The sequence below is a fragment of the Lapidilactobacillus bayanensis genome (genome assembly GCF_003946695.1).
Lineage (GTDB): Bacteria > Bacillota > Bacilli > Lactobacillales > Lactobacillaceae > Lapidilactobacillus > Lapidilactobacillus bayanensis.
The window spans coordinates 72,828-84,835 of record NZ_RHOX01000011.1 but is presented as its reverse complement, the minus strand read 5'-3'; the positions used below and the strand labels follow the sequence as shown (position 1 = coordinate 84,835).

Sequence of the window (12,008 nt, the reverse complement as noted above, 5' to 3'; positions counted from 1 at the left end):
AGCACGCCCCGTTTCGATCAAAGCCGAAACGGGGCGTGTTTACTTTCAATGACGGTCGATTATTAACTGCTTACAAATAAACAACTTTCATCAGATTAGAACAAACAAAAAAGCCTATCCGCACCAGCAAAATGCTGGATAAAGTCGGATGGGCTTTTTTGAAACTGTTTAAATTTTTATTGTTCCTCGTACCACTTGTAATGGAAAATTCCTGGGCGGTCAGTTCGCTCGTATGTGTGAGCACCGAAATAATCCCGTTGTGCTTGGATAATGTTCGCTGGCAATACCTCTGCACGATATGAATCATAATAAGAAATCGCGGCACTAAAGGCAGGTGCTGGGATACCATTCTTAACTGATAAAGCCACGACGTCACGAACTGAGTCTTGATAGTTCTTGGCAATATCCGTGAAGTATGGATTCAATAACAAGTTTTGTAAGTTGGCATCTTCGTCATAAGCATCCGTAATTTTTTGCAAGAATTGAGCACGAATAATACAACCTGCACGCCAAATTGAAGCAATCTTACCATAGTTCAAATCCCAATCATAATGCTTAGCAGCAAACAACATTTGTTCGAAGCCTTGCGCATAACTCATGATCTTACTGAAGTACAAAGCACGACGAACTTGTTCAATCACTGCTTCTTTATCCCCAGTGAATTCTGGTTTAGGACCGGCAAGAATCTTACTTGCCTCAACCCGCTCTTCTTTCATCGCTGAAATATAACGTGCGTAAACAGATTCAGTAATTAATGACTGGTTAACACCAACTTCAAGTGCTTCTTGTGAACTCCATTTACCAGTTCCTTTGTTGCCTGCAGCATCAAGAATGACATCGACAATTGGTTTGCCAGTGCCCAAATCATCTTTACGAGTTAAAATCTCAGCCGTGATTTCCATTAAGTAGCTTTCAAGCTCGCCTTTATTCCAGTCGGCAAAGATTTTAGCAATCTCTTCAACAGAAAGACCTAGTAACTTACGGAGAATATTATAACTTTCGGAGATTAATTCCATGTCGCCATATTCAATTCCGTTATGGACCATCTTGACATAATGACCAGCGCCATTTTCGCCGATGTAAGTAACACACGGTGCACCATCAGGAGCTTTGGCAGAAATTTGTTCCAAAATCGGGGCAACTAAATCATAGGCTTCTTTTTGACCACCCGGCATTAATGAAGGGCCTTGTAATGCGCCAAGTTCACCACCGGAAGTTCCCATGCCAATAAAGTTAATTCCAGATTTATCTAATTCAGCATTACGACGCATGGTATCTTTGAAGAAAGTATTACCGCCATCAATTAAAACATCGCCTTTATCTAATAATGGCAATAATTCTTTAATAACAGCGTCAGTACCAGCACCGGCTTTAACCATCATCAAAATCCGACGAGGTTTCTCCAATGAACCGACAAAATCTTCAATTGTATAGCTAGGAACGAGATGTTTGTCACCATGTTCTTTGACAACATCTTCAGTCTTGCTGCCAGTACGATTATAAATGGCAACAGTGTAGCCGCGACTTTCAATATTTAAAGCTAAATTCTTACCCATGACGGCCATACCAATAACGCCGATTTGTGGTTTATCCATTCAAAATGCCTCCAATAAAATAGTAGAACGTGACACTAAATTATCTGAAATCATATTCTGCTTAATATATCGGAACCGGTGCAAAAATACCAGTTCCTTTTGTTTACTGTTGTCGTGAAACGAAAACCTGAGCAAAACCACTTTAACGACGTGGTCAATCAGTAAATTCAACTCAACTTTCGTTCCACTGCCAATATATTTATACTATCAAATAACACGTCCAATTTAAAGCAAAGTGTCCGCTAAGAATCAAACCAATTCAACTAGCGAACTTGTGCAAGCCAACCTAACTAAGTCGTAACTAACTTTATTGATCGTCCTCTTGGTCGTCACCAAATAAACCTTTTAACTTTTCAAATTCAGGATTGGGTTGCTCTTTTTCTTTATCCAACTGATCGGCGTACTCATCTTCAGAAATTACTGACCAACCTTCGCCTGCAGGCATGGTTTGATTGGCTGCTTCATTAGGTGTAAAGATTTGTGTCGGAATTGCTAAAATAATATGATCTTCGATTGCTCTTTGCAAATCAATTTGATCATCCTCAATCACAATAACCGTCTCATCCATCTCATCTTGAACCTCTTGAGTTGGTTGCGCTTCTTCAAGAACATACAATTCTTCAATTGCTAAATCCACTGGTAATTCTACCGGTGCCAAACTACGCGTTGACGGCAACGTTAAGGTTCCGCTCACATGTAGATAGCTAACCCACCCTAAATTATCATTACGGACCGTTCCTTTCACCACAAATGGTGTGGCTGCGATTAATTCTGGTAATCGTTTCTGTAATGATTCGAATAAATCATCAGTTTCATCAAGTTTGATTGCTTGGTGAAGATGACGCTGTAATAAGTCTAGCGAAAGTTTTAATGCCATTGTGTGACTCCTTATTTTTAATTGATGATCGTTGATACTTAATCTTCAATCAACACTTGACGATGAAAATTCTGATCTTGCCCGGTTAATTGTTCAACTAATCGGTCAACGCGCACTTGTAGACCTAGCGCACCATCAGGTTTACCTAAGTCTGCTGTAACTTTGGTCAACACCTTAACGTCATTTTGATGATGTGCCTGATGCAAATAAGCCTGCCCAACTTGATTAAATCCTAACACACGGATTTGTGGTAAATGACGCTCGGCAGCAAGCACTTCTGAATGACGGACATTCAACAAAGTGTACAAGGCTAAGCGCCGTAGCCGTGCATAAGTATAGCGTTTTGATTTCACTTCTTGTAGAAAGTCTCTGAAATTATTGCTGGTTTGATTTTGTTGCCAGAAACGATATTCAAGCCCTTCAGACATTTGATAAATATCCGTCAATGATTCCGGCCAATTAACCGTCAATTGATAATGTAACAATGGCCACAGATCAGTCCAAGACAAGTATCTACGCGGCAATTTTGTTAAATCATCCGGAACATATTGCTGGGCCGTAGTAAAGTCACCGGCTATGAGTAATTCACGAATAGCCGTGGCACTGGCAAAACGATCACTGTTCGTTTGTAACTCATCATGAGCGGCGCCAACACGTTCAATCGGCACAAAAGTTAATGGCTGCGCCAAACGACTATTTGCCAACGCATAACTTAGCGCTAACAATTGATTAGGCTGCGTTACGCGCTGACCTAATTCTCTCTCCAGGAAATCATTCCACTGAGTAGCGTAAGTCTTCGTGTAATCAACCGTAAATTGTTGCTGCTGCAAATCTGGCGCAACTTGTTGACTAAACTTCTGATAATTAAAGTTATCTTGTTCCACGCCAAAAGCCAAATAGTTGCAACCTAATTGTTCAAGAATCGCTAAAGCACCATTTGCAAAACGATCAGCTGACTGACACGCCACGACAAAAGGTAGTTCAATCACCAAATCAGCGCCATGATTTAAAGCCATCTGGGCACGCTGCCATTTGTCCATGACGGCAATTTCACCACGTTGAACATAATTACCTGACATCACCACCACAATCGCGTCAGCACCTGTTTTTTTGCGTGCTTGAGCCAGTTGATAGGCATGGCCATTATGGAACGGATTATATTCGGCAATAATGCCACAAGCTTTCATCCTTGCTCACTTCTTTTAGCTTGAAACAACCAGCGCGGCGTTTCAGCTTGCAAGGCCTCGTCATTAAAACCACCATAAACCGCCACATCAGTAAAACCGACTTTTTCTAAGAGTTGCTGATATTGAAGAACCGGATAAGTTCGCTCATGGTGTTCCTCATGCAAGGCCTCATAACCCTCAAGTTCATCACGCCAAACAAAAAAAGTTAGATCATGCAAAACACTGTTCGGTTCGTCATCGCTGTAGCTAGACCACATAAAGGCCCAGTCTTCATCATGTTCATTATACATATACCCAGGGAAAACCTCGTTAACTTGATATAACGAATGCACATCAAATAAAAACGTACCACCAGGCCTTAAAGTTTGAAAAACCTCACGAAAACATTGTTCAACCGCACTTAAATCCGGCAAATAACACAACGAATCATCAAAACAAGTGATCAAATCAAAATCACTGACACCAACCTCAGTTAGCTTGGTCATATCACCTTGCAACCACGTAACGGCCGCTTCAGCTTGTATCCCCCGCGTTGCTGCCAATGTCAACATTTCTTCAGATAAATCAACGCCATAAGTATCCGCTTGTTCTTGTGCAAATAAAACAGCCAGATCCCCTGTTCCACAGGCAAGATCCAGCACTCTTTTATCTTTAAACGGCTGTTTAAAATGACGCCGCGAAAATTGTAACCATTGTGGATATAATGATTTGTCCATCAACAAATCATAGTAATAGGCAAACGTTTGATACATTTTACTTAATTAACTCGTGGATATCGACCATTGGTGCATCTGACCACAGTTTCTCCAAGTTATAGAATTCGCGTTCTTCTTTCAAGAAGACATGAATCACCACGTCTTTGAAGTCAATCAAGATCCATTTTGAACCTTTCTTACCTTCGACATGACCTTCAACACCTAATGCTTCAACTTGTTTTTCAATTTCTTCAACGATCGCAACAACTTGACGTTCAGAACTGGCATCCATGATCACAAAGTAATCGGCCAATAAACTAACATTGCGCATGTCAAGTGCAACAATATTTTCAGCGCGTTTATCGTCTCCTGCTTTAACGGCTGCCTCTAAAATTTCTTCGCTTTTATCCAAAAATTAATCCTCCTTGTGGATTCCTAATACATTATAAGTTTCAAAAGTTCTTGGAAAAATCTTAACTTGTTTCTCAACTAAATACAAGATCGTATGCTGCAACTCATAGGCAACAGCGGCGGCTAAACTAATCTTTAAAGCTGCGCGTGCTTCATTAACGCCTGGAAAATCGCGACCGGGTTCAACAAAATCAGCGACAAAAATAATCTTATCCAGAGTGGTCATTTCTGGATCGCCGACTGTATGTCGAGCAACAGCCTGTAAAATAGCTTCATCATAAATATGCAATTCTTGCTCGATAAAGTAGCGTCCCACCACACCATGCCAAATTGCGTTACCATAATTCAATAAGTCAGGGTCAAGATGTTCTTGCTTGATCAACGCCACAAACTCGGCATTACTCCGTTCCTTGGCATAGTCATGTAGCAGACCAGCAATACCAGCCTTGGTAACATCAGCACCGACTTCATACGCAATTGCCATCGCTTGTTGTTCAACGCGTAAACAATGAGCAGCACGCTGATCACTAAGATGTTCATGTAAAGCAGCAACTAATTCTTCTCGAGTATGAGGAACCAGTTTTTTAAATTCAAGCGGATCATATTCAATGCTCAAGATAAAGCCCCTTTTCTTTAATATAGGCTTGTACTTTGTCTGGAACTAAATAGTTAATGGGACAATGACGAGCAACTAATTGACGGATCTTGGTCGAACTAATGGCAACTTCTGGTGTATCGACCCAAATCACTGGATATTTAGCCTTAGTCGGATAACCGGGACGCTTAACGCCTACGAAAGTAACGAGTTTAGCTAAGTCATCAATTCGCCGCCAAGTCGGCAAGTAGTCAATCATGTCTGCACCCAAAATTAAATAATAATCTGCTAAAGGATGGCGTCGTTTCAATTCAACGATGGTATCATAGGTGTAACTTTTACCGCCACGAGCAACTTCCAATAAGTCCAAATCAAAACCGGCATGACCAGCAAGAGCTAACTCTAACATTGCGACGCGGTCTTGGGCGGCAATTGTCTCCTTCTCATCTTGGTGCGGTGGCTGTGCGTCAGGTATAAACGAGACTTTGGTCAACCTTAATTGAGCCATCACTTGATCCGCCATAATTAAATGACCGATATGAACCGGATTAAACGTCCCACCCATAATGCCAACAGCATGTCGTTGTAAATTAGGCGTTTGGATTTGTACCTTAGTTTGCAGCGGCGTTTTTAGTTCTGTTTGTTTCATTGGATTGCTTTCACTTCTTCAGAGAGCTTGCGATTTTTAATTTTGCTGGCGGGACGATACAAGGTTAAAACTCGTCCTAAAGATTGAACAACCGTCAAATTCGGAATAGCTTCTGTTAAGGCCTCGCCTAATTCAGGTGCCGTGGCATCTGAATTTTGCAAAATGTTGATCTTCAATAACTCATGTGTCTCTAACGTATGCACTAAATCGCTGACTAATGCATCATTAAGGCCGTTTTTACCAACGTGTAAAATGGGACGGAGCCGATTAGCTTTGGACTTCAAAAAACGTTTCTGCTTACTTGTTAACATTCAAATTCTCCTATCTAAACAATCGGTGTCCGCAAACTATAACTTACACCTTCAGGTAAAAACAAACGATACTCACTACCGGCTGGCAAGCGGAGCCAACCTAAACCAGCAATGACTAAATCTTGAGCCTCTTTAGTATGGAAGTCATGTTGCTTAAATGGTGGAAACTTATCAGGATCAGCTGGTGGTACTAATAAGTTACCCCGTTGCCGTTGGTAAAAGTCGTCTGCAGTGGCCGTCTTAGTCCGATGAACTAATAAATTATTCTCCACATAAACCACGATGCTGCTACGCTTGCCTTTCAAGAAGTCTAAGCGAATTAAACCACCTAAGAATAAAGTCTGGGGAGGATTTAATTGGAAGATTCGTGGCCGTAACTCATTTTGCGGGCTAATGTACCGCAACTCTTGGGCGCTCAAATAATGAGCCATTTGCGTGCCGTTAATAATTCCGGGGGTATCAATCAATGACTTGCCGTCAGCAAGCGGAATTTGAATTTGATCAAGTGTTGTTCCGGGGAAACGCGACGTGGTAATCACATCTTCTTGCCCAGCAGTTTGTTTAATAATTGCATTGATCAACGTTGACTTACCAACATTAGTGGTCCCGACAACATAGACATCGCGGCCTTTGCGTTCTTTTTCAATGACTGCTAATAATTCGTCAACCTGATACAACTTTTTCGCACTAGTTAACATTGTTGCAACTGGATGCAGTCCTTGGAGCGCGGCTTGTTGTTGCAGCCACGTGGTCACCTTAGTTCGTCGCACACTCTTAGGCAATAAGTCAGCCTTGTTACCCACAAGAATGACTTGATTGGTACCGACAAAACGATGTAAGCCAGGAATCACACTCCCATCGAAATCAAACAGATCAACAACATTAACGATTAAAGCATTCTGTTTAGCCAATGAATTCAATAAAGCAGTGAACTCGTTGTCATCGATGGCAACATCAGTAATCTCATTATAATGCCGCAACCGGAAACAACGTTGGCAATAAAACATGCTATTTTCTGCAGCTAGCTGTTTCTTTAACGAGCTAGCTGGGATATAGCCTGCTTCATCGGGATCGTCGCTTTGTAACTTTGCACCGCAACCGATGCAATATAAATCGTCTGTTTCAACTTCAGTCATGTAAATGCTCCTGCCAAGTGGCCTGTGGATTTTTTTGATAATAACGGTTCATGATAATATTTTCGAAGAAACGATTGAGCTTCGTCGTCCAACTATCTGTTTCAACGAATGGTCGTACCATGACTGTCCGCACGCTAGCCAAGTGACCAGCCTGAACGTCAGTCAATAATTGATCGCCCACCATAATGGTTTGTTGGGGATCTAACTTGAACTCCTTTAAGGCCCGCTCAATGCCAAAGGGCAATGGTTTCAAAGCGTTCCAAATAAACGGAATGTTTAACTTTGCCACGGCCCGTTGAACGCGTTTCTTGCGATTATTTGAAACGACAATAACTTGAATATGGTTCTTCTTCATTGTCTCCAGCCAAGCAAGCAGCTCTTCAGACGAATCCGGATCGTGCCAAGCAATCAATGTATTATCCAAGTCAGTTAAAATGGCATTGATCCGATAGCGCTTCAGCTCGGTTGGCGTTAAATTATAAATTCGATTAATTAACCAGTCAGGTTTAAAAAAAGCCATGCTCCACCTCGTTCATATCCTTTCATTATAAAAGAAAAGCGCACCAGAAACAACGGCTGGCAACCGAAGATCACAAAACGACTGATTAATTGCCAAAATAAAGCTCGTGGTATCATTCTAGACCACAAATTAATCAACACGCCGCATTAGGTTAAAATTGCCGTCATCGTCCAAAACTCGGCGCTATCAAAAAAGCAATCATGAATCAAAATTGAGCAGTTATCCGTTCAATCTAAAGTTCTTGATTGCCTTTTTAATTAAAAGTTAGTGGTATCGGGGTCTGTTGCCAACCCTGCTTGTCCTTGCAAGCTGTCGATAATCTTGATGTCAGCAGCGCTTAATTCAAAGTCAAACAATTGAGCATTCTCTTTAATACGATCAGCGTGAACTGACTTAGGTAATGGTAAGAAACCATGTTGTAAACTCCAACGCAAAACAACTTGCGCAATCGTCTTACCGTAATTATTCGCAATCTCTTGAAGCTCAGCAATTTTGAAAATCCGACCGGTACCAAGTGGGCTATAAGCTTCACTTAGTAAATTATGAGCTTCATTATAAGACGTTACTTCAGGTTGTAAGTCGCTAGGATTTAAGTAAATCTGATTGACAGTTGGTTTGACTGTCGCCGTCTTGTACAACTCATCCAAATGCTTCGCCCGGAAATTCGAAACACCAATCGCGCGAATTTTACCAGCATTAACAGCTTCTTCCATTGCACGCCAAGAATCAGCATTCGTTTCTTGCCAATGTTCTCGGAAGTCAACTGGATTAGGCCAATGAATGAGATATAGATCTAAATAATCTAAACCTAACTCCATTAACGAACGATCAATCGCTTGTTTAGCAGCTTGATAACCATGATCTTTATTCCATAATTTCGTTGTCACGAAGATTTCCTCACGACTAACGCCACTCTTGCGAATACCGCGGCCAACACTCTCTTGATTACCATAGGCAGCAGCCGTGTCAATGTGGTGATAACCAGCATTTAATGCGGCAAGTACAGATGATTCTGCAATATTTCCATCAGGTGTTTGCCAAGTTCCAAACCCGACGACTGGAATTTTAACACCATTATTTAAAGTATAAGTATCTGTCAAACTCACGCTAATTCCTCCTTACAAACGCTGAAACCGGGATAGGCTTCCAATTCCGTTCATTCATGTTGTCGTGAAATAAAGAACTGAGCTTAAACACCTGCATAACACCATTAAATTCAACCAAAAATTGCTGAAACAAAACAATGTTATTAATCAGAAAGCTCAATCCAACTTTTTCCACTTGCTATTAATAAGATTGACTTTGTCATGCTACTTGTGAACTTAGCCATTAGTCAACAAATAAGTATAGCAGACTTTCTGAAAAATGATTTAAAATTTGCAACAAATTTCAGAATTATTTAAAGATTTGGTTAGCGATTAAGCTGGTGGAACTGTTCATCCAGCCATTGCAAACAAACTGGCAAATAAGTGTCCCAAAAATCCCAGTCGTGACGACCCGTTTGTTCACGATAATCAAGCTTGTCCAAATACTGGCGCGCAAAAGTATGGAAGGTTCGATTACTCTCCAATAATTGATCTTGACTACCAATAATCTGAAATAGTGGCAACTGAGCGACACGCCGATCAGCTACGACGTTCAACAAGTTGTTGTGACTCTTCTCAAAAGTCTCGCGGGTACCAAAAACTTGTTCAAATTCTGCCGCACGATCATGCCAAGTTGAATTAATATCCAAGCGACCGGATAAACTTGCCGCGGCCCCAATGCGATCCGGATAATTCAAGGCCCATTTAAAAGCACCATAGCCACCCATGGACAAACCGGCCGCAAAGGTGTTTTGTTTCGTTAATGCCACACTAAACCAAGTTGTCAAATATTCGGGTAACTCTTTGGTCAAGTAATCCCAGTAATGATCCCCATAAACTGTATTAGCATAATAACTCCGGCCCACATCAGGCATCACGATCACAAATGAATATTTGCTGGCATAACGCGCTAATGAGCTATTCGTTAGCCAAGCGTTTTGATTATCACCTAAGCCGTGTAGTAAAAATAAAACTGGTTGATTCTTAATTCGATTAGCAGGTAAATACAGCTTAAAATCTGTGGTTTTTCCTAAACTTTTTGAAAAAAAACTAAACGTTGAAATAGCCATTGAATCACTCCCATTTGTTCTCAAGTATAGCATAAACCATATCTATTGCCGATCAAGAACCACCCACATAAAAAGCCTCCAACGTTAGAATTTTAGTCCAACATGAGGAGGCTAGTTCAAGTACCTTTATCTTTTCATCATTTAAAATATTTGCAAAATTGCCAGAACACCAAAAAGTCCTAAGTAAACATAAGTCCATGTGCGATTCCTTATGAAGAAGAAAGAAGAACCATCAACCACTTCCATGACTTGACCGGTTTCAACATCGATGTATGTTTTCTTCTTCGTGGAGATGAACCACCGACAAAATAGATAATTAATTCCTGCAGCTGCTAATCCCCACACAATCCACATCAAAAAGAACCTAATTGTTTTAGGAAACCCGATTCCCTCAACAACGCCTGATATAAACGCACCTAATACCCCCGCAAGAAGCACTAGCGCACCTTTCCCACGCCAAATTAACATTGTATTATCTCCCCCTAATGCGACTATTAATGAATAATATCTTACCCTCCCCACAAAAATATTACAATAACTTTTTTTCACCAAGATTATGTCAGCGTCATTATAACCGAGTCAACACTGATTTTGGCAAAAAAAAATAAACCGTGATCGCAATCCCGGTTTATTTTTTACGTCACTTCTTGAATCAATTAACGTCTTATTTTAAAGCAGCTTTTGCTTGATTAGCAACTTCTGTAAATGCTGCTGGATCAGTAATAGCAATGTCTGCTAACATCTTACGGTTAATATCAATACCAGCAAGCTTCAAACCATGCATCATTTTGCTGTAACTTAAGTCATTCATACGAGCTGCTGCGTTAATCCGTGCAATCCATAACTTACGGAATTCACGTTTAACGGCGCGACGATCACGGAATGCATAACGATATGAAACCATGAGTTGTGTGTGAGCTGACTTGAACAGTAAATGCTTAGCACCGCGATAACCTTTGGCTAATTTAAGAACTTTCTTACGACGTTTGCGAGTAACAGTACCGCCTTTTACACGTGGCATATTAATTTCCTCCTTGAGAACTAACTATCTTAATTTAACAGGTCACAAGTATTAACGAACTTGTGAAAGCATCTGACGAATACGACGCATGTCGCTGTTTGAAACCAAACCTGATTTACTTAATTGGCGACGTTGCTTCTTCGTCTTACCATGGAAACGGTGACTTGTGTAGGCGTGACCCCGTTTTAATGCGCCGCTTGCCGTCTTCTTAAAACGCTTAGCAGAAGCGCGATGTGTTTTTTGCTTTGGCATGATAAAATCCTCCTAAATTAATCTAATGTCGAATCAACTATTTTTTCTCGGCCTTTGGAGCTAAAATCAAGAACATGCTACGGCCATCCATCTTAGGATGAGCTTCGACGTTAGCAACGTCAGCGGCTTGTGTAGCGAATTGTTCTAACACTTTACGACCGACATCCTTATGAGTGATTGCGCGTCCTTTAAAGCGAATTGAGACTTTAACTTTGTCACCCTTAACTAAGAACTTCTTAGCATTGTTGAGCTTCGTGTTAAAATCGCCTTCACCAATTGCAGGACTTAGACGAACTTCTTTGACGTTAACCACTTTTTGCTTCTTACGAGCTTCACGGTTCTTCTTCTGTAATTCGAACCGATATTTGCCATAGTCCATGATCTTTGCAACTGGCGGTTTAGCATTAGGTGAAACTAGAACTAAATCTTGGTTCGCCTGGTCTGCTAAACGTAACGCTTCAGCCTTTAGCTTAACGCCAAGTTGAGCGCCATCTGCACCGATCAGTCGAACTTCACGTGCTCGAATGTTTTCATTGACTATTAAATCTCTTGCTATGGGAAGTCACCTCCAAAATGTAATTGATGATCATTATCATCAACCCCA

The 12,008-nt window shown here is 41.0% G+C and carries 16 protein-coding genes and 1 other annotated feature (1 of these 17 only partly in view); all 16 genes read right to left on the bottom strand.

The features are described from left to right. Nucleotides 1-176: 176 nt before the first annotated feature. The 16 genes from gndA to infC all read right to left on the bottom strand — a co-directional run bounded on the left by gndA (nucleotide 177) and on the right by infC (nucleotide 11,945). Nucleotides 177-1,595 carry an NADP-dependent phosphogluconate dehydrogenase gene (gene gndA, locus EKM65_RS05845; RefSeq protein WP_125606579.1) on the bottom strand — a complete coding sequence of 473 codons (1,419 nt, stop codon included), beginning with the start codon at nucleotides 1,593-1,595 and terminating at the stop codon, nucleotides 177-179. A gap of 307 nt (nucleotides 1,596-1,902) precedes the next feature. Further along, the gene (locus EKM65_RS05840; RefSeq protein ID WP_125606577.1) at nucleotides 1,903-2,472 is read right to left on the bottom strand and encodes a DUF177 domain-containing protein; all 570 of its coding nucleotides are present in this window, start codon (nucleotides 2,470-2,472) and stop codon (nucleotides 1,903-1,905) included. 38 nt (nucleotides 2,473-2,510) lie between these two features. Continuing rightward, on the bottom strand, nucleotides 2,511-3,659 hold the full coding sequence (locus EKM65_RS05835; protein ID WP_125606575.1) for a nucleotidyltransferase: 1,149 nt from the start codon (nucleotides 3,657-3,659) through the stop codon (nucleotides 2,511-2,513). Further along, nucleotides 3,656-4,411, bottom strand: a complete 756-nt coding sequence (locus tag EKM65_RS05830; RefSeq protein ID WP_125606573.1) for a class I SAM-dependent DNA methyltransferase — start codon at nucleotides 4,409-4,411, stop codon at nucleotides 3,656-3,658. Before EKM65_RS05830 ends, EKM65_RS05835 begins: the two co-directional genes overlap by 4 nt. 1 nt (nucleotide 4,412) lies before the next feature. Next, entirely contained in the window at nucleotides 4,413-4,766 is a 354-nt protein-coding gene (rsfS, locus tag EKM65_RS05825) for a ribosome silencing factor (protein WP_125606571.1), read from the bottom strand. Between the two features lie 3 nt (nucleotides 4,767-4,769). Beyond that, on the bottom strand, nucleotides 4,770-5,381 hold the full coding sequence (gene yqeK / locus EKM65_RS05820) for a bis(5'-nucleosyl)-tetraphosphatase (symmetrical) YqeK (protein WP_225420416.1): 612 nt from the start codon (nucleotides 5,379-5,381) through the stop codon (nucleotides 4,770-4,772). Next, the gene (locus EKM65_RS05815) at nucleotides 5,371-6,009 is read right to left on the bottom strand and encodes a nicotinate-nucleotide adenylyltransferase (RefSeq protein ID WP_125606569.1); all 639 of its coding nucleotides are present in this window, start codon (nucleotides 6,007-6,009) and stop codon (nucleotides 5,371-5,373) included. Before EKM65_RS05815 ends, yqeK begins: the two co-directional genes overlap by 11 nt. Next, nucleotides 6,006-6,320, bottom strand: a complete 315-nt coding sequence (gene yhbY / locus EKM65_RS05810; protein ID WP_125606567.1) for a ribosome assembly RNA-binding protein YhbY — start codon at nucleotides 6,318-6,320, stop codon at nucleotides 6,006-6,008. The genes EKM65_RS05815 and yhbY overlap by 4 nt, the downstream gene beginning before the upstream one ends. Before the next feature lie 14 nt (nucleotides 6,321-6,334). Next, a complete protein-coding gene (yqeH, locus tag EKM65_RS05805; RefSeq protein WP_125606565.1) occupies nucleotides 6,335-7,456 on the bottom strand; it encodes a ribosome biogenesis GTPase YqeH in 1,122 nt (373 codons plus the stop codon). Next, nucleotides 7,449-7,976 carry a YqeG family HAD IIIA-type phosphatase gene (locus EKM65_RS05800; protein ID WP_125606563.1) on the bottom strand — a complete coding sequence of 176 codons (528 nt, stop codon included), beginning with the start codon at nucleotides 7,974-7,976 and terminating at the stop codon, nucleotides 7,449-7,451. Before EKM65_RS05800 ends, yqeH begins: the two co-directional genes overlap by 8 nt. A gap of 257 nt (nucleotides 7,977-8,233) precedes the next feature. Continuing rightward, complete coding sequence (locus EKM65_RS05795; protein ID WP_318531111.1) at nucleotides 8,234-9,082, bottom strand: aldo/keto reductase; 849 nt, start codon at nucleotides 9,080-9,082, stop codon at nucleotides 8,234-8,236. A 305-nt stretch (nucleotides 9,083-9,387) separates the two neighbouring features. Beyond that, nucleotides 9,388-10,131, bottom strand: coding sequence for an alpha/beta hydrolase (locus tag EKM65_RS05790; protein WP_164506841.1), 744 nt, complete (start codon nucleotides 10,129-10,131; stop codon nucleotides 9,388-9,390). A 141-nt stretch (nucleotides 10,132-10,272) separates the two neighbouring features. Beyond that, nucleotides 10,273-10,599: a hypothetical protein gene (locus EKM65_RS05785; protein ID WP_125606557.1), complete on the bottom strand. Its 327-nt coding sequence runs from the start codon at nucleotides 10,597-10,599 to the stop codon at nucleotides 10,273-10,275. 196 nt (nucleotides 10,600-10,795) lie between these two features. After that, nucleotides 10,796-11,152 carry a 50S ribosomal protein L20 gene (gene rplT / locus EKM65_RS05780; RefSeq protein WP_125606555.1) on the bottom strand — a complete coding sequence of 119 codons (357 nt, stop codon included), beginning with the start codon at nucleotides 11,150-11,152 and terminating at the stop codon, nucleotides 10,796-10,798. Between the two features lie 51 nt (nucleotides 11,153-11,203). Continuing rightward, entirely contained in the window at nucleotides 11,204-11,404 is a 201-nt protein-coding gene (gene rpmI, locus EKM65_RS05775; RefSeq protein ID WP_125606553.1) for a 50S ribosomal protein L35, read from the bottom strand. A 37-nt stretch (nucleotides 11,405-11,441) separates the two neighbouring features. Then, on the bottom strand, nucleotides 11,442-11,945 hold the full coding sequence (gene infC, locus EKM65_RS05770) for a translation initiation factor IF-3 (protein ID WP_125606551.1): 504 nt from the start codon (nucleotides 11,943-11,945) through the stop codon (nucleotides 11,442-11,444). A gap of 59 nt (nucleotides 11,946-12,004) precedes the next feature. After that, nucleotides 12,005-12,008, bottom strand: a sequence feature (ribosomal protein L20 leader region) (it continues 116 nt past the right edge of the window).